The following is a 17,479-nucleotide window of genomic DNA, read 5'->3' on the forward strand; positions in this document are numbered from 1 at the left end:
CAACCAAACCTGTCATGGGAATTGGGACTGCTCCTTAGCGTGCGATGCAATGGCCGGGCGCGGGCCCGGCCCCGACATCAAACCGGCTGGCTCGGTTCTTCGGCCAGAAACCCTCCACTCTGATGCCGCCACAGCCGCGCATACACCCCATTCAAGGCCAGCAGTTCCGCGTGGCTGCCCTGTTCGATGATGCGCCCCTGGTCCATCACGATCAGCCGGTCCATCGCCGCGATGGTCGACAGCCGGTGCGCAATCGCAATGACCGTCTTGCCTTGCATGACCTCGTCTAGGCTTTCCTGGATGGCGGCTTCGACTTCGGAATCGAGCGCGCTGGTGGCTTCGTCCAGCAGGAGGATGGGCGCGTTCTTGAGCATGACGCGGGCGATGGCGATGCGTTGGCGCTGTCCGCCGGAAAGCTTGACGCCGCGTTCGCCGACCAGCGTGTCGTAGCCCTTGTTGCCGTGGGAGTCGCTGAGCTGCTCGATGAATTCGTCGGCCTGTGCGCGGGCCGCGGCGGCGCGGACCTCCGCCGGGTCCGCGTCGGGACGGCCATAGGCGATGTTGTCGCAGATGGACCGGTGCAGCAGCGAGGTGTCCTGCGTCACCATGCCGATGGCGCTGCGCAGGCTGTCCTGGGTGACCCGGGAGATGTCCTGGCCGTCGATGCGGATCACGCCGCGGTCCACGTCGTAAAAGCGCAGCAGCAGGTTGATCAGCGTGGATTTGCCCGCGCCGGAGCGGCCGACCAGGCCGATTTTCTCGCCGGGCCGCACCGTGAGGCTCAGGCCGTCCAGGACCTGGCGTTCGTTGTTGTAGTTGAATAAGACATTGTCGAACTCGACTTCGCCGCGGGTGACGCGCAGCGCAACCGCGTCGGGCGCGTCCTGCACTTTCGGCGGGTGGGTCAGGGTGCCGATGCCGTCCTGCACGGTGCCGATGTTCTCGAAGAGCGACGTCATCTGCCACATGATCCAGTGCGACATGCCGTTGACCCGCAGCGCCATGGCGGCGACGGCGGCGACGGCCCCGGTGCCGATCTCGCTGCCGTGCCACAGCCAGAGCGCGTAGCCGCCGGCCGAGGCGATCAGCGCGGTGGCCAGGATCTGGTTGAAGATCTCGAACTGGCTGACCAGGCGCATCTGCCGGTAGCCCGTCTCCTTGAAGTCCTCCATGGCGGCGCGCGCGAAGCGGGCTTCGCGGTTGGTGTGCGAGAACAGTTTGACGGTGGTGATGTTGGTGTAGGCGTCGGTGACGCGCCCGGTCATGGATGAACGCGCATGCGCCTGGTCCTTGCCGACCTTGCCCAGGCGCGGCACGAAATACATCATGGTCAGCCCGTAGAGGGCCATCCAGGCGATGAACGGCAGCATCAGGCGCAGATCGAATCCGCCCGCCAGCGCCACGATGGCAAAGAAGTAGACGGCGATGCCCAGCACGATTTCGCAGAAGGTGAGCAGCACTTCGCGCACGGCCAGCGCGGTCTGCATGACCTTGGTGGTGACGCGGCCCGCGAATTCGTCGGAGAAGAAGGACAGGCTCTGCCGCAGCATCATGCGGTGAAAGTCCCAGCGCAGGCGCAGCGGCAGGTTGATGGCGAGGACCTGGTGCTGGACCAGGGTGCGCAGCGCGACCACGCCGACGCTGGCGCACAGCACGAGGGCGATGCCCCACAGGACGCGCCGCTCGTGCGCCGACGCGGGCTCGCCGGCGTGCCAGGCGGTCAGCATGTCGACGACCTGGCCCAGGAAGGCGAACAGCCACGCTTCATAGATGGAGACCGCCGCGCTCAGGACCGCCAGCGCGGCGATGTAGCGGCGCGATCCGTGCGTGCAGAACCAGAGGAACGCGAAGAAGCCCTTGGGGGGCGGCGGCACGTTCTCGGAGGGGAACGGGTTGAGCTGGCTTTCAAATCTGCGGAACAAGGCAGAGACTCCAAAATCTGGGGTAGTGCGGGGCAGCTGGACGGCGCCGGGGCCGAGGGCGAGCGCCGGGGGCGCGGTGCGTCAGCGATACCGCGTCGCGTCGACAAAAGCCGAAAAGGCGGGCGTCACGAAGATTACACCCCTCGTCAGGCGGGTCGCGGCGCGCCCGCGCTAACCCCGCAGCGCCCCGCGCGCGACGTGCCGCCGGAAAATGTCCGCCATGGTGGCCGCCGCCAGCGACAGCGGGGTGCCTTGCAGGGTCATGATGCCGATGCTGGCCACCGGCATGGGCACGTCCGCGCGGATGCGCCGGGCTTCGTCGCCATAGGGCTTGACGTTGAGCATGCCCGACGGACAGACGATGAGGGCGTCGCTGCGGGTCATCAGGTTCCACATGACGCCGAACGTGTCGCAGTCGATGACGCGTTCGGGCTCCGGCAGTCCGTGGGCGCGCAGGCCGTGCAGGAAGGCCTCGGTGTGGCTGCCGCCCGACACGTTGAGCAGCCATTCGCAGCCCCGGATGTCTTCCCAGCGCCGCGCCCGCGCCAGCGGATGGCCCTTGCGGCAGGCGATCATGAATTCCAGCGGCCGCAGTTCCTCGAAGTCAAATTCGTGCCCGCCGCCGCCGTCTTTCATGCGCGAGGCCAGCGCGAAATCCATCGTGCCGTTGCGCAGCGCGGGTTGCACGGCGGCCAGCAGGCCCTCCGAGACCTTGACCCGCGCGGCCGGCATGCGGGTCCTGAACTCGGTCAGCACATCCGGCAGCACGCTCAGCATGACCATGGGCGTCACGCCCACCGCCACCCGCGCCTGCGCGCCGCTGAGCAACTGGCGGATGTCCTGGCGCGCCAGCGCAAGCTGCGCCTGCGCCAGGCGCGCGCGCACCGTGAGATGTTCGCCGCATTCGGTGACCGCGATGCCCTTGGGGCTGCGCGTCAGGAGCGGGGCAGCCAGTTCGATCTCCAGCTCCTTGATGGCCTTGGTCACCGCGGCCTGGCTCAGGTGCAGGCTGCGCGCGGCGGCACGGATGCTGCGCAGTTCGGCCACCTTCAGCCACGCCCGCAGATGATGGTCTTTCATGAGGGCTCCCGCCCTGACAACCTGGGGTGGTCACCTTAACAAAAATATAGCCTTCCGCGCAGCGGGGACGATCCCTAATCTTGAGGCGACAAGGAACCGGGCGCGATCCGCAGCCTGGTCCGAACCGCCCTCAAGGAGAAAGCCATGCAAGTCTTCCCCAGCCGTATCCGCCGCGCCTTGTCGCTGCTGCTGGTCCTGTGCGCCGCGACCGGCGCGGGCGCCGCCCGGGCCGACTGGCCGGCGCGCCCGATCAAGCTCATCGTGCCGTATGCCGCGGGTTCCGGTCCCGACGTGGTGCTGCGTCCCATCGCCGACGCCCTGGGGCGCGAACTGGGCCAGCCGGTGATCGTGGACAACCGGGGCGGGGCCGGCGGCATCGTCGGCACGCAGGCGCTGGCGGCGGCGCAACCGGATGGCTACACGATCGGCTTCGGCAACATCGTCACGCTGGCGATCAACAAAAGCATGTATGCGAAGCTGCCCTATGACCCGCAGCGCAGCCTGGCGCCCGTCAGCCTGGCCATCAGCAATGCGCTGGTGCTGATCGCGCGCAATGACCTGCCGGCAGCCAATGTGCAGGAGCTGGTCGCGTATGCGAAGCAGCACCCGGGCAAGGTCAGCGTGGGGTCGCTGGGGGTCGGGTCCAGCGCGCATCTGGCCGGCGAGATGCTCAAGAGCGAGACGGGCACCACCATGCTGCACGTGCCCTACAAGAGCGGCCAGCAGGCGGTGGTGGACATCGCGGGCGGACAGCTCGACGTGATGATCGACAACGTCGCGGGCGTGCTGCCGTTCATACGCGCCGGCCAGGTCAAGGTCCTGGGGGCGACCAGCCTCAAGCGCGTGCCGGTGCTGCCGGACGTGCCGACGCTGGACGAGTCGGGCCTCAAGGGCTTCGAGGTGGTGTCGTGGGGCGGCATCGTGACGCCCGCGGGGGTGCCCCAGCCGGTCATCGACAGGCTCAACGCCGCCATCGCCAAGGCGCTGCAGGACCCCGCCGTGCTCAAGCAGAACGAGACCCTGTCCGTGGACGCCACGCCCTCCACGCCCGCGCAGTTCGCCAGCCTCATCGCCGCCGAGATCCCGCGCTGGGCCGTGATGGTCAGGCAATCGGGCGCGTCGGCCGACTGAATACGCTTAGAACAGGAAGGAGACACCATGACGAACGCACTCTGGCGCTGGAACGCGCTTGACCTTGCCCGCGCCATCCGCAGCGGCGAGATATCCAGCCGCGAAGCGGTCCAAAGCTGCCTGGACCGCGCCGGCGAGGTCAACCCGGTCTTCAATCCGCTGACCGAGCTTTACGAAGGACAGGCGCTGCGCGCCGCGGATGCGGCCGACGCCGCCGTGCGCGCCGGGCGCGGCCTGGGCATCCTGCACGGGGTGCCGGTGACGATCAAGGCCAACGCGGACCTGGCGGGCACCGCCACGACCAACGGCGTGACGGCCTACCGGGACCTCATCGCGCACGAGAACAATCCGGCCGTGGACAACTGGATCCGCGCGGGCGCCGTCGTCATCGGCCGCACGAACGTGCCCGCGTTCTCGTGGCGCTGGTTCAGCGACAACGACCTGCATGGCCGCACCCTCAATCCCTTCGATGCCGCGCGCACGCCGGGCGGATCGAGCGGCGGGGCGGCCGTGGCGGCGGCGCTGGGAATCGGCCCGCTTGCCCATGGCAGCGACCAGGGCGGCTCGATCCGGTATCCGGCCTATGCGTGCGGGGTGGCGGGACTGCGGCCCTCGCAGGGGCGGGTGCCGGGCTACAACGCCAGCCAGTTGTCGGAGCGGCCGGTGGCCTCGCAGATGGCCGCGACACAGGGACCGCTGGCCCGCAGCGTCGCCGATCTGCGGCTGGGCCTGGCGGCGATGTCGGCAGGCGATTCGCGGGACCCGTGGTGGGTGCCGGCGCCGCTGGCGTTTGCGTCCGCGGCCGGTGAGCGGCGCGTGGCGCTCTTTACCGGCACGGCGCAATGGCGCGCCGACCCCGCGGTCGCCGACGCGCTGCAACGCGCCGCCGGCTGGCTGCAGGACGCAGGCTATATCGTCGAGGCCGCGGAACCGCCGCAGTTCGACGCCGCGGCCCGGCTGTGGCTGGACGTGTTGATGAACGAGGCCGCCGGTTCCATGCGGCGCGAGATCGAGCGCGCCGGAGACCGTGCGATCCAGAACGCCTACCAGAGCATGCTGGCGCACACGCCGCAGCGGGACAAGGACGGCTTCATCCAGGCGATGGCGATGCGCACGACGATCCTGCGCGAATGGGGCCGCTTCTTCGACCGCTATCCCGTGCTGCTGATGCCCGTGTCCTTCGCACTGCCATTTCCGGTGGATCTGGACCAGCAGGGGCCGGATGCGATGGCGGATATCCTGCGGGCCCAGAGTCCGCTGGTCTCGACGGCGATCCTGGGACTGCCGGGCTTGTCGGTGCCGGTGGGGATGGCGGACGGCGTGCCCGTCGGCGTGCAGGTGGTGGCGGGGCGTTTCCGCGAAGACCTGTGCCTGGCCGTGGGAGAGGACATCGAGGCGCGGGCGGGCTGGTCGGTGCTGGACCGGCTGACCGTTTGAGCCCGGCCTGCCTGTCTCAGCCCGACGTGCCGGCTGCCTGCAAGCGCGCATGGACGGTTGCGCCCAGCGCCGCGCCATGCACCGCCAGATGGCCGCCCAGCTGGATGGCCTGCAGGATTTCCGGGCGCGACACGCCCTGCGCGAGCGCGTCGCCGATCAGCGCGCGCGTGGCGGCCATGTCGCCGTGCGTGAAGCAGGCGTGCAGGGCAATGCGCACCAGCATGCGTTCCGCCGCCGCCAGTCCGCCGGCCGGCGCGCCGCCTTCCAGGAAGTCGAGCAGGACGGCGACGTAGCCCCGGTCCTGCGCCGCCAGCCGCAACAGGCTGGGCGCCTGCGCCGGCCACAGCGCGGCGATGCGCGCCCGCATGGGGTCGTGCGCGTCCATCGCCGGTAGCGGCGCGGCCTCGTGCAGCAGGTCGGCGGCTTGCAGGACCGCGCTCAGTCCCTGCATCGTCACCAGGTGCAGCACGTCGAACACGTCGGCGTCGCTGGCGCCCGCCTCGCGCGCCATCCGCAGATGGGTCGCCAGTCCGGCTTCATACAGATGCGTCGCCGATGCGTCCAGCGCCACGTAGATGAGTTCGACCATGCGCGGCGTCAGCGGTCCGGTCCTGGCCGGATGGCCCGCGTATTCGGCATAGTGGGCGAGAAATCCCGGGTTGGCCCGCAGCATCGCGTCGGTCCACGGGCGCCAGTAGCCGCGCGCGGCGATGAAACGCGCCTTGATGGAGTCCAGGTCGTTCAGCGGCTGCATAGCACTTGTCCGGTGAGGTACTGCGCCCGCGCGCCGGCGACAAAGCGCAGCAGCGGCGCCAACGTTGCCGGGTCCGTGCCCGGCGCGACTTCCACCGCATTGATGCGACGCGCCGCCGGCCCCCACTCGCAGGCCAGCGAGGCCACGAGCATGCGCGCCGCGGCGTGGTCGCCGGCATGGTCCCAGGAAAGGTCCTCGCCGGCGGGCAGCAGCAGGGTCAGGCTGGCCGGTCCCTCCAGGTCGAAGCGGCGTGCGGCCTGCAGCGCGGCCGCCAGGCGCCGGCCCGGCGCGCTGGACAGCACGGTCGCATCCAGGACCGCCGGATAGCCGTCGGGTGCGCCATCGTCCGGCACCGGCGGCCAATCGCCGCGCACGGTCAGGGACAGGGGCGTATCCAGGGAGCCGCAGGCGCCGCTGGTAGCCGGCCCATAGACCTGGCTGCCGCCATACACCGACGAGCCGCCGTCCACGCACAACAGGCCGCCCGCCAGGGGCGCGGCGTGCGTGCCGGCCAGAAAGGCCAGGGCGCAGGCAATTTCGTCGGGGTCGGCCAGCCGGCCAAGCGGAATCTTGGCGACCGCGCGGGCCGGGTCCAGGCGGCCGGACGCGATCAGACCCGCCACCAGCTCCGTGCGCGCATAGCCGGGACAAAGCACGGTGACGCGCAGGTCGGGGTCGGCCTGCGCCAGCGCGCGGCTCTGCGCGATCAGGCCGGCCTTGCTCGGGCTGTAGCCGCCGCGCCAGGGAATGGCGCGCAGGCCCGCGCCGGACGCCACGTTGACCACGCGCGCGCCGGGCGCGAGCCGGTCGCGCAGCGCGGCCACCATGCGGGCAGGCGCCCGCAGGTTCAGGTCCAGCAGGCGTTGCCAGTCTTCGTTCGATTGCTCGACGGTGGGGCGGTTGCTGCTGTCGGTCATGCCCGCGTTGTTGATCAGCGCGTCCAGGCGCGGCATGCCGTCGGCGAGCGCCGCGATCTGATCGGCGTCGGTCAGGTCCGCGATGCGCGCCACGTGCGCCTGCCCGGCCGGGGCAGGCAGGGCCGCGCACAGCGCCTGCAGCGCGGACGCGTTGCGATCCACCAGGATGCAGCGATGGCCCGCGGCCGCGAGCCGCCCGGCCGTCGCCCGGCCGATGCCGCTGGCCGCGCCGGTGAGCAGGACCGTATCCATCAGAGCGTGGTGAACGTGATGCCGCCGTCCACCACCAGCGCCTGCGCCGTGATGAAGCGGGCGTCGTCGCTGGCCAGGAATGCGATGGCGTCGGCCACGTCGTCCACCGTGCCCAGACGTCCCATCGGCGTGCTGGCGATGCGGCGCGCGTCGCGCTCGGCGTTGCGGTTGCGCTGCGTGCCTTCGGTCGGCACCGCCGACGGGCACACGGCGTTCACCCGGATGCGGCGCGCGCCCAGCTCGGCGGCGGCGGCGCGGGTGACGCCCAGCACGCCGGCCTTGATGCCGGAATACACCATCGAACTGGGGGCGGACTTGAGCGCCGCCGTGGAGGCCACGTTGACGATGGCGCCGCCGCGATCGGGGTCCATGACCTCGGCCGCCGCCTGGATGCCCCAGATGACGGCCTTGAAGCCGATGTCCAGCATGCGTTCCAGCGTGTCCGGCTGGATGTCCGCCACGCTCTGGTAGCGGACCCAGGCCGCGTTGTTGACCAGGATGTCCAGGCGCGAAGCGTGTTCGGCCGCCAGCCGCACGGCCTGGCCGATGCCCTCGCGCGTGGCGACGTTCTGCACCACGGGAAAGGCCTTGCCGCCTTCGGCGGCGATGGCCGCGACGGTGTCGTCCACCAGTTCCTGCTTGAGGTCGTTGACGCCGACCGTGGCGCCGCGCGCGGCCAGCAGGCGGGCCGTGGCGCGGCCGATGCCGGCGCCCGCGCCGGTGACGAGCGCGACGCGCCCGGCGAGATCATGTGCCATGGTGTCTTCCTATACCGATTGAATGAAGGCGCGCCCTGCGTCGCGCGACAGGCCTGCGAAGGCGGCGTCCAGTCTGCGCACGGCGCGCAGCGCCCGGTGCAGCGGCAATTCCCAGGTGAAGCCCATGCCGCCGTGCAAGTGGATGGCCTTCTCGATGACGAAGGCCGCGTTGGCGAGCGCCCCGGCCAGCGCGGGCCGCGTGTCGCGCGGCGCGCCGTACTCGTCGGCCTGCGTGGCGCGCCGGATCGCGGCGCTGGAAACGTCCTGCAGCAGCCGCATGCGGGCCAGCAGGTGGCGCACCGCCTGCTTGGCCGACAGCGGCCGGCCGAACTGCACGCGCGTGGCCATGTAGTCCGCCGCGGCCTGCAGCGCGCCTTCGGCCGCGCCGTTGGCGAACTCGGCCAGCAGCAGGTGGGCCTGGCGCCGCAGCGCGTCCCAGGCCTGTTCGTCCAGCCGCGCCAGCACGGGCGCGCCTGCCAGCGCGATCCAGGTTTGCGGATGCTCGGGGTCCAGCGCGGCCTGCGCCTCGCGCGGCAGCGCGCTGGCATCGATGAGGGCCGCGCCCGCGCCGTCCGCCACCAGCACCCAGTCCGCGAGGCCATTGTCCACGCGGGCATGGCCGGTCTGCAGGCTGCCGTGCCAGGCGATGCCGGCCAGGCGCTCGCCGGCGGCCAGGGCCGCGGCCTGCGGGGTGCCGGCCAGCGCGCGGGCGAGCAGGATCTGTTCGGGCAGCGGCAAGGGCAGGCGCAGGCGGCCGGCGGCGTGGGCGATAGGCAGCGCGAAGGCGAGGTCCAGGCCCAGCCCGCCGTCGTCCTCGGCCGCCATCACGCCGCACAGGCCGGCCTGCGCCAGCACCTCGGCCATGGCGCGCGGATCGGCGCGGGTCAGGGCGTCGGCGATGGCCGCGTCGGCGGCCTGCGCGAATTCCTCGGGACGCAGTTCTTCATGGCTCATGTCAGGTCCTTGGGCAGATTCATGACGCGCTGCGCGATGACGTCGAGCTGCACTTCGGTGGTGCCGGCGTAGATCGTCTCGGCGCGCGAGAAGAGGTAGGCGGTGGTAAAGGCTTGCTGGGCGCGGCGCGCGAGCGGACTGGAGTGGGGGCCGACCTGCGACAGCTGCGAGAGCGCGAGGCCGGCGAAGGCCTGGTGGCATTCCGACCAGTAGAGCTTGGTCAGCGAGCCGCGCGCGCCGATCGTTTCGCCGCGCAGCATGCGCGCGACGGTAAGTTCGACCAGGCCCTTGAGGCCGTCGATCTCGCAGACCAGGTCGCCCACGCGGCGCTGCACGTAGCCGTCGTCCAGGGCGGGCGCGAGCTGCGCATCGGATTTGCAGGCGGCGATAAGCTGGCGCAGCTCGCATTCGAAGCGCCACGGGCGGTACATGCGGTTGGTGGCGCGTTCGATGGACAGCACGCGGATGGCGGCGTTCCAACCTTCGTCGGGGGCGCCCAGGCGTGCGCTGTCGGGCACGACCACGTCGTCGAAGAACACTTCGGCAAACGATTCCTTGCCGTCGATCGACTTGATGGGCACGACGCGGATGCCCGGCGTGTCCATCGGAACGGCGAACATCAGCAGGCCGCGATGCTTGTCGGCCACGGTGCCGGTGCGCGTCAGCAGCAGGCAGTAGTGGGCCTTGGCCGCGCCGCTGGTCCAGATCTTCTGGCCGTTGATGCGCCAGTGGCCGCCCTCCTGGACGGCCTTGGTGCGCAGTCGCGCCAGGTCCGAGCCGGCGTCGGGCTCGGAAAAGCCCTGGCACCAGAACTGGCGCATCGCCAGGATCGCGGGCAGGAACGCCTGCTTCTGGTCTTCGGTGCCCACGGCCATGATGATGGGGCCGGCCAGTTCCTTGCCGATGGAGCTGACGCTTTCGGGCATGGGCAGCGCGCCGATCTCCTTGTTCACCGCCAGGTGCTCGCGCAGCGTCAGGCCGTGGCCGCCATAGGCCTTGGGCCAGGTCATGCCGGCCAGGCCCGCCTGGTACATGGCCGCTTCCCAGGCGCTGCTTTCGGCGAGGGTGGGGGCGCGCCAGTCCAGGCTGTCGGCGCGCATGGAGTCCGGCAGGTTGGCGCGCAGCCAGGTGCGCGCATGCTGGCGGTAGATATCGGGTCCGGCGGCCGGATCGGGCACCGCGACGTGGTGTTCAACTTGCATGGCTGTCCTCAGTGTGCGGGCGCGGCGCGCGGGATCATCAGCGCGTCCAGGACGACCACGCCTTGGCCCTGCGGCCGGACCAGGATGGGATTCATGTCGATTTCGGCGACGTCGTCGCGATGCCGGGACGCGAACTCAGACAATCGCGCCACGGCGCGCGCCGCGGCGGCGACGTCGGCCTTGGCCTGGCCGCGCGCGCCGTCCAGGATGGGGAACATCCTGAGCGAGCGGATCATCTCGGCGGCTTCGTCCTCGGTCACGGGCGCGGCCTGCACGGCGACGTCCTTCAATACCTCGGCATGGATGCCGCCCATGCCGACCATGACGATGGGGCCGAAAACGGGGTCCTGCGAGACGCCGGCGATCATCTCGGTGCCGCCGCCGACCATCGGCGCGACCAGCACGCCGTCGATGCGCGCGGCGGGGGCGTGGCGGGCGACGCTGGCCAGAATCTGGGCGTGGCCGCGGCGCACGGCCTGGGCGTCGGCCACGTTGAGCAGCACGCCGCCCGCTTCCGTCTTGTGCGCGACGTCCTCGGAGGCGATCTTCAGCACGACGGGATAGCCGATGGCCTCGGCCGCGCGGACGGCCTCGTCGGCGTCGCGGGCGATGCATTCCTGCGGCACGTCGATGCCGGCTTTGCCCAGCGCCTGCTTGGCGTGGAATTCGTTGCGGAATACGGCCGGGTCCACGGGCGCCACGGCGGGCGGCGCGAGGGGGGCGGCGGTTGCCGCGCGCAACCGGCCCAGCCTGACCAGGCCCGCCAGCCCGGTGGCCGCCGCGTCGATGCTGGAAAACACCGGAATGCCCAGCGCGTTGATCTGCGCGACGGCGTCGGCCGGGCCCTGGCTGATGACCATGAGCAGGCGGTCCGGATGGCTGGCGCGCACCTGCGCCAGGGCTTCGAGGTAGATGCCGCGCAGCCGGGTGTTGTAGAGCGACAGCGACATGAAGAGCGCGAGCGAACTGGCCGAGGGATCGTCCAGCAGGGCGCTCAGCATCTTCAGGAGAATGTCGGGGCGGCTGGACATCTGCGCGGACGCGTCCACCGGATTGCCGGTGCTGGCGGTGGGCACGGCGTCGAGGATGCGCCGCTGCGTGTCGGGCGCGAGCGCGGGCAGCGCGAGGCCGGCCTCGCTCATGGCGTCGGCCATCATGATGCCGAAGCCGCCGGACGCGGCGACCAGCGTCACCGCGTCGTTGCGGGGCAGGCGGTCGGGCATCAGCAGCGAGGCCGCGTGGCCGATGTCGATCAGGGCCTCCACCGAACGCACGCGCAGCACGCCGTGGCGGCGGAACACCGCGTCGATCACCGCGTCCGAGCCGGTGAGGGCGCCGGTATGCGAGGCGGCCGCGGCCTGGCCTTTTTCGGTGGAGCCGATCTTCAGGATGATGACGGGCTTGCCCTGCTCACGCGCCAGGCGCAGCGCCTCGATCAGCTTGCCGGCGTCGCGGCAGGTTTCCATGCAGCACAGGATGATGCGCGTGTCCGGGTCGTCGGCCAGCGCGGCGATGCCGTCGGCGGCGTCCACGTCGGCCTCGTTGCCGGTCGCGATGAAACGGCTCACGCCCATGCCGCGCCGGGCCACGCTCTGCATGGTGTGGCTGCCCACGTTGCCGGACTGGGACACGATGCCCACGTGCCCGGCGGGCGGCATGTTTTCCTCCAGGGCGATGGAGAACGAGCCGATCAGGCGGTCGGCCACGTTGACGGTGCCCAGGCAGTTCGGGCCCAGCACACGCATGCCGTGGGCGCGGGCGATGGCGACCAGTTCGGCCTGCAGCGCGGCGCCTTCAGGGCCGGCCTCGGTGAAGCCGGCCGACAGCACGATGGCCGCCTTCACGCCGCGCGCGGCGCAGTCGCGCAGCGCGGCGGGCGTGGCGGCCGCGGGCACGGCCAGGATCGCGAGCCCGGGCGCCTCGGGCGTGTCCCGCACCGAGGCGTAGGCCGGCAGTCCCTGGATGGCGCCGCCCTTGGGGTTGATGGGATACACGGCCCCGCGGTAGCCGTGCTTGATCAGCATGTGCACGGGGCGGCCGCCGATCTTGGTGATGTCGTCGGAGGCGCCGATCACGGCGATGCCCGTTGCCTCGAAAAAGGGGGTAAGCCCCGCGCCGGGGCGTTGCTGCTGCGTGCCCATGCTCAGCGCCCCTTGAACTGGGGCTGGCGCTTTTCCAGGAACGCCATGCGGGCCTCGCGCGCATCTTCGGTCTTGGCGAGCGCCATGGTGAAGTCCTGTTCGAAGCGATAGGCATCGCGCTGCGGCATCAGGTCCACCATGTTGGCCGCGCGCTTGGCGTACAACACGGCGAGCGGGGCCTTGGACGCGATTTCGTGGGCCAGCGCCAGCGCGGCGGGAACCAGCTGATCGGGCGGCAGCACGTCTTCCAGCACGTTGCGGCGCAGCAGGTCATGCGCGGTAAGCCTTTGGCCGGTGTAGAACATGCGGCGCAGCGTCGAGCGTCCGAACAGGGTGCGCAGCATCGAGGCGCCGCCGGCCAGCCCGACATTGATCTCGGGCATGCCGAACGTGGCGTTGTCGGACGCATACATGATGTCGCAGGCGGCCATGAGGCCCAGGCCGGCGCCCAGCGCCGCGCCGTTGACGGCGGCGATGACCGGCTTGGCGCATTCGCGGATGGCATTGCCGGTTTCGCGGGTGATGCGGTTGTGTTCCAGGAAGTCGCCCGCGACGTCGGCATCGGGACGGTCCTTCAGGTCCGCGCCGGCGCAGAAGACCTTGCCGCTGCCGGTCAGGACCGCGCAGCGGATGTCGTCGCGCTCGGAGATCTCGTCGAAGATCGCCACGATGCGGCGGCGCATGTCGCGGTTGAGCGCGTTGACCGGCGCGTGGTTCAGCGTGACCAGGGCGACGCCCTCGCTGACCTCGAATTTGACGGGGGTATCGCTCATGCCCGCACCTCGTTCGACAGGGTGGGGGGGGAGAGGCGCCGGGCGCCGCGGGCGTGCTGCATCGTAAGTCTCCTCGGGTCGGATTGACCGGTCTTGTCCGCTGTCCGCGCCCTGCGGCGCTGGACTTTTTTTTGATTTTAGGGAGGGGGTATGCGTCGATCTACGCCAAAAACGGTGGTTGTGTTCTGCAGGAATGCCGCATATTCCGCCGCGCCGCCAGCCGATACCATGGCGCTGAAGCCTCGTCTGAAAGACCTATGGGACGAGAGGCCAGGAGACAAATCGGCAGATGCAGATCGAACGTATCGGAAGCCTGCGCGCGGCCCTGGGCGAATGCCCGGCATGGGACGCGGCGAGCGGGCGCTTGTGGATGGCGGATTGCCGCAAGGGCCTGATCCTGGCCGTGGCGCCGGACTCGGGCAGCGTGCAAAGCTGGCAGTTGCCCGCGCCGCTGGGATCCTTCGCATTCAATGGCGAGGACGAGCTGGTGGTGGCGCTGAAGGAGTCGTTTGCGCTTTTCCGGCCGGCCGATGGCAGCCTGCGCACGCTGGCCCGTATCGAGGACAGCCACCCCAACCTGCGGTTGAACGACGGCGCGCCGTTGCCGGATGGCAGCTTTGTGGCGGGCACCATGCACATCTACCGGGAGGCCGGCGAAGCCCCGCTGGGCGGGCTGTATCGCCTGGATACCGGCGGCCAGCTCACGCGGATCGCGCAGGGGCTGGGCGTGGTCAACGGTCCGGCCCTGCATCCGGACGGCGGGCACCTGCACGTCTGCGACAGCGCCGCGCGCAAAATCTACCGCTACCGGATGGACGCGGCGGGCGGGCTGTCCGCGCGCGAGGTCTTCGTCGACACGGACGCGCTGGGCTCGGCGCCGGACGGCTGTTGCTTTGACCGCGACGGCGGGCTATGGACCGCGCTGGTCCACGCCGGCGCCATCGCGCGGTTCGACCAGGAGGGCAGGCTGGATGTGCGCATCGACCTGCCGGTCGCGCATCCGGCGTCGTTGTGCTTTGGCGGTGACGGCCTGACCGACCTTTACGTCACGTCGATCAGCGACAGCGGCCGCCTGTCGGCTCACGGCCCCCTGGACGGCGCGCTGCTGCGCCTGCGCGGGACCGGCTACGCAGGCGCGCCGCGCCCGCGCTGCCTGATCCGGCCCTGAGCCGCGCGGCCCGGCGTCATTCGCCGCTGGCGCCCGCCGGCTTGCCGTAGGCCGCAAAGCGCAGCTCGGCGCCCGACACGTGCGAGGCCACGAAATCCAGGAACAGCCGTATCTTCACCGGAATCATGGCCGTGTCCAGGATGGTGGCGTACATGCCTTCTTCGAAGGTCGTGTTGGTGACGCGGTAATCCGGGCACAGGCGTACCAGCGTGCCGCGCTCGATGTCGTGGTGCACGGTGTAGTCGTCCAGCAGCGCGATCCCTTCGCCCAGCCGCGCCAGTTCCAGCAGGGCCACGCCATTGTTGCTGACGTGCCGCGGCTTGATCAGGATTTCGTCGATGGCCTCGCCCTGCTTGAAGCGCCAGCAATACTGGTCGCCGGGCAGCAGGTACGCCAGGCAGGCATGCTGCGCGATATCGGCCGGCTGCGTGGGCAGTTCCCGCTGCGCCAGGTACGCGGGCGACGCCACCAGATAGCGTTCGCTCTTGAACAGGATGCGCCGCTTCAGGCCGGCCTCGACGGGCGGCGAAATGCGGAAATCGATGTCGAAGTTGTTGCGCCGCAGATCGGTCTTGGCTTCCGACAGCACCAGTTCAATGTGGATCTCGGGGTAGGCTTCGCGGAACGCGGCCACCAGCTGCGGCAGCACGCCCAGGCCGAACATCATGCGCGAATGCACGCGCAGAATGCCCTTGGGCGCGGCGCGGATTTCGGTGATGTTGCGGTGCGCCTCGTTGATGTTCCAGAGGATGGTTTCCAACTGGCGGGCGTATTCCTGGCCGGCTTCGGTCAGCACGACCTGCCGCGTGGAGCGCAGCAGGAGCTTTACGTTGAGCTCGCTTTCGAAGTCGGTGATCATGCGCGACACCGAGGTGGCGGAGATGCCGAACTGGCGCGCGGTTTCCGAGAAGCTCTCGGTCTTCGAGATCGACAGAAAGAGCTCCATTGCGCGCAGTCTGTCCATCATTCCTCCACTTTATGCAGCACAGAACGCCGCTTTTCTTGTATTCCAGCCCATGACTACCGGCCTCTAGAATTTCCTCAAGGATTCATGCATCAACGAGGAGACAATATGGAATTCGGCGTATTCATTCTGGCGCAGCAACGAGGTTACCACCAGTCCTCCACGCAAGTCATCAACAACTCCATCGAGCAGACGGTGGTGGCGGAGCAGGCAGGATTCGACGCGGCCTGGTACGCCGAGCATCACTTCAACAACTATTCGCTGTCGCCCTCGCCCCTGATGACGGTGGCCCATGCGGCGGCCAAGACCCGTCGCATCCGGCTGGGCACGGCCGTGTGCATCCTGCCGCTCTACCATCCGGCGCGCTTCCTGGCCGAGGTCGGGTTCGTGGACACGGTGTCCAACGGCCGCCTGGATCTGGGCGTGGGATCGGGCTACCAGCAATTCGAGTTCGAGCGCTTCGGCGTCCAGATCGAGGACTCGGGCGCGATCTTCAACGAGTTCCTCGACGTGATCCCCAAGGGGCTGACGCAGAAGATCTTCGAGCATGACGGCAAGTTCCTGAAGATTCCGCCCAGTTCGATCGCGGTGCGCTGCGTGCAGGACCCCATGCCGCCGCTGTGGATCACGTCGGGCAATCCGGTGACGCTGGGCCGCGGCGTGCGCGAGAACCACAACCTGTTCGTGACGGCGCTGCTCAAGGGCAACGACGCCATCGCGGAACTGCGCGGCCGGCTGGAGAAGGTGGCCGAGGACAACGGCAAGGACCTGGACCGCGACGTGAAGTTCGGCTTCCTGCGCTGCGGCTACGCCTCGGACAACAAGGCCGAGATCGATGCCTATCTGGATTGCGCGCGCTTCCAGCGCCGCATTTCCGAAAGCCTGAAGTTCCGCCGCGCGCAGAGCGACGATGGCTACATGGTCAAGGAAGTGCCTTCGGATACCGACCCGACCTTCGAGCAGCTTCGCAAGAACCTGCCGGTGGGCTCGGTCAACGAAGTCATCGACAAGATGCTGGAAGAAATCAGCATCCTGCGGCCCAAGCACATCGCGCTGCAGACGCAGCTTGGCGACTTCGACCAGAAGACGATGCTCAAGCAGATCGAGCTCTGGGGCGACAAGATCATTCCCGCGATCCGCAAGGAAATCGGCAGTACGGCAGTGCTTGCCTGAAGGAGGGCGACATGCGTATCTACTTGAGCAATGCCGGCGCCATCGCGCTGCGCGACCCGGCGGATTTCGGCCGTCTCGATGTCATGGCGGACCCGCAGCCCGCCGACCGGCTGGAGCGCGCCATCGCCCGGATCGGCCGGCGCGAGGACGAGCGGCACGTGCGCCTGTCGCCGTCGGTGCTGCGCTTTCTGTCGCAGCACGCCGGCGACCCGGACTGGGAGGCCGGCTTCTCGAAGATGGTGGATTACGCGGCGCGCCACGGCTGGGTCGATGAACGTGGCGACATCCGCGCGCACATGGTCTTCAACGAGCGCGATGAGGTGGTGTCGGTCGACGATTTCAAGGCGGCCATGCGGTCGCTGCCGGCGGGCATCAGCGCCGTCAGCACCGGCGACGGCGAGGAGATGGCGGGCATGATCGTGTCCAGCCTGACGTCGATCTCCGCCGATCCGCCCATGGTCGGGTTCTTCGTGCAGCAGACCTCGTCGGCGCGCGAGCCGCTGCTGCGCAACGGGCGCTTCGTCGCCAACATCCTGGGCGAAGGCCACGGCGACGTGATCGAAGCCTTTCTGAAACAGCCGCAGGGCCAGGCGCGTTTCGCGCAGGGCGGCTGGGTGCTGAACGAGCATGGCGCGCCCGTGCTGCCCGATGCGCTGGCCAGCATCGAATGCGACATCGTCTGCACCGAAAAGCTGGGCACGCACGATCTCATCGTGGGCAAGATCCGCAAGACCGCCTGCCGCGAGGCGCGGCCGGTGATCAACTTCAACGCGGCCACCCACTGCATCGCGCCGGCCCGGCTTCAGTAACGGGCCGCGCAGGCCGCCGCAAAACGCCACAGCCCGCCGGACGG

Annotated in this window: 15 protein-coding genes; 5 read left to right on the forward strand and 10 right to left on the reverse strand. The window is 69.7% G+C overall.

All coding sequences use genetic code 11. The annotated features are described in order from the left end of the window. Positions 1-77 precede the first annotated feature (77 nt). Together ACZ50Q_RS03375 and ACZ50Q_RS03380 are read right to left on the reverse strand one after the other, a co-directional pair. Complete coding sequence (locus tag ACZ50Q_RS03375) at positions 78-1,922, reverse strand: ABC transporter ATP-binding protein (RefSeq protein ID WP_464080544.1); 1,845 nt, start codon at positions 1,920-1,922, stop codon at positions 78-80. 171 nt (positions 1,923-2,093) lie between these two features. Further along, a complete protein-coding gene (locus ACZ50Q_RS03380; protein ID WP_092581569.1) occupies positions 2,094-3,002 on the reverse strand; it encodes a LysR substrate-binding domain-containing protein in 909 nt (302 codons plus the stop codon). Positions 3,003-3,146: 144 nt separating this feature from the next. Between ACZ50Q_RS03380 and ACZ50Q_RS03385 the strand changes: the two genes are divergently transcribed. After that, positions 3,147-4,133: a Bug family tripartite tricarboxylate transporter substrate binding protein gene (locus tag ACZ50Q_RS03385; protein ID WP_092581570.1), complete on the forward strand. Its 987-nt coding sequence runs from the start codon at positions 3,147-3,149 to the stop codon at positions 4,131-4,133. Positions 4,134-4,160: 27 nt separating this feature from the next. Next, a complete protein-coding gene (locus ACZ50Q_RS03390) occupies positions 4,161-5,570 on the forward strand; it encodes an amidase family protein (RefSeq protein ID WP_464080545.1) in 1,410 nt (469 codons plus the stop codon). 16 nt (positions 5,571-5,586) lie between these two features. Here the strand turns inward: ACZ50Q_RS03390 and ACZ50Q_RS03395 are convergent, their stop codons facing one another. The 7 genes from ACZ50Q_RS03395 to ACZ50Q_RS03425 are packed head-to-tail and all read right to left on the reverse strand — an operon-like array spanning position 5,587 to position 13,321. Beyond that, entirely contained in the window at positions 5,587-6,324 is a 738-nt protein-coding gene (locus tag ACZ50Q_RS03395) for a carboxymuconolactone decarboxylase family protein (RefSeq protein ID WP_464080546.1), read from the reverse strand. After that, on the reverse strand, positions 6,312-7,493 hold the full coding sequence (locus ACZ50Q_RS03400; protein ID WP_464080547.1) for an SDR family NAD(P)-dependent oxidoreductase: 1,182 nt from the start codon (positions 7,491-7,493) through the stop codon (positions 6,312-6,314). The genes ACZ50Q_RS03395 and ACZ50Q_RS03400 overlap by 13 nt, the downstream gene beginning before the upstream one ends. Beyond that, positions 7,493-8,251: an SDR family NAD(P)-dependent oxidoreductase gene (locus tag ACZ50Q_RS03405; protein ID WP_464080548.1), complete on the reverse strand. Its 759-nt coding sequence runs from the start codon at positions 8,249-8,251 to the stop codon at positions 7,493-7,495. The genes ACZ50Q_RS03400 and ACZ50Q_RS03405 overlap by 1 nt, the downstream gene beginning before the upstream one ends. A 9-nt stretch (positions 8,252-8,260) precedes the next feature. Next, positions 8,261-9,205 (reverse strand): acyl-CoA dehydrogenase family protein, encoded by a 945-nt coding sequence (locus ACZ50Q_RS03410; RefSeq protein WP_464080549.1) that lies wholly within the window; start codon positions 9,203-9,205, stop codon positions 8,261-8,263. Continuing rightward, a complete protein-coding gene (locus tag ACZ50Q_RS03415; protein WP_464080550.1) occupies positions 9,202-10,407 on the reverse strand; it encodes an acyl-CoA dehydrogenase family protein in 1,206 nt (401 codons plus the stop codon). The genes ACZ50Q_RS03410 and ACZ50Q_RS03415 overlap by 4 nt, the downstream gene beginning before the upstream one ends. Positions 10,408-10,415: 8 nt before the next feature. Further along, positions 10,416-12,548 (reverse strand): acetate--CoA ligase family protein, encoded by a 2,133-nt coding sequence (locus ACZ50Q_RS03420; protein WP_464080551.1) that lies wholly within the window; start codon positions 12,546-12,548, stop codon positions 10,416-10,418. Positions 12,549-12,550: 2 nt separating this feature from the next. Beyond that, complete coding sequence (locus tag ACZ50Q_RS03425; protein ID WP_092581577.1) at positions 12,551-13,321, reverse strand: enoyl-CoA hydratase/isomerase family protein; 771 nt, start codon at positions 13,319-13,321, stop codon at positions 12,551-12,553. 289 nt (positions 13,322-13,610) lie between these two features. Here ACZ50Q_RS03425 and ACZ50Q_RS03430 point away from each other — a divergent pair, with 289 nt between their 5' ends. Beyond that, the gene (locus tag ACZ50Q_RS03430) at positions 13,611-14,489 is read left to right on the forward strand and encodes an SMP-30/gluconolactonase/LRE family protein (RefSeq protein ID WP_464080552.1); all 879 of its coding nucleotides are present in this window, start codon (positions 13,611-13,613) and stop codon (positions 14,487-14,489) included. Positions 14,490-14,505: 16 nt separating this feature from the next. Here ACZ50Q_RS03430 and ACZ50Q_RS03435 read toward each other — a convergent pair whose 3' ends face one another. Continuing rightward, positions 14,506-15,453 (reverse strand): LysR family transcriptional regulator, encoded by a 948-nt coding sequence (locus tag ACZ50Q_RS03435; protein ID WP_092581579.1) that lies wholly within the window; start codon positions 15,451-15,453, stop codon positions 14,506-14,508. Between the two features lie 108 nt (positions 15,454-15,561). Here ACZ50Q_RS03435 and ACZ50Q_RS03440 point away from each other — a divergent pair, with 108 nt between their 5' ends. Both ACZ50Q_RS03440 and ACZ50Q_RS03445 read left to right on the forward strand, forming a co-directional pair. Next, positions 15,562-16,626 carry an LLM class flavin-dependent oxidoreductase gene (locus tag ACZ50Q_RS03440; RefSeq protein WP_464080553.1) on the forward strand — a complete coding sequence of 355 codons (1,065 nt, stop codon included), beginning with the start codon at positions 15,562-15,564 and terminating at the stop codon, positions 16,624-16,626. Positions 16,627-16,637: 11 nt separating this feature from the next. Continuing rightward, positions 16,638-17,435 carry a flavin reductase family protein gene (locus tag ACZ50Q_RS03445; protein WP_464080554.1) on the forward strand — a complete coding sequence of 266 codons (798 nt, stop codon included), beginning with the start codon at positions 16,638-16,640 and terminating at the stop codon, positions 17,433-17,435. Positions 17,436-17,479 lie beyond the last annotated feature (44 nt).

The organism is Achromobacter sp. T5-5, from assembly GCF_055397965.1.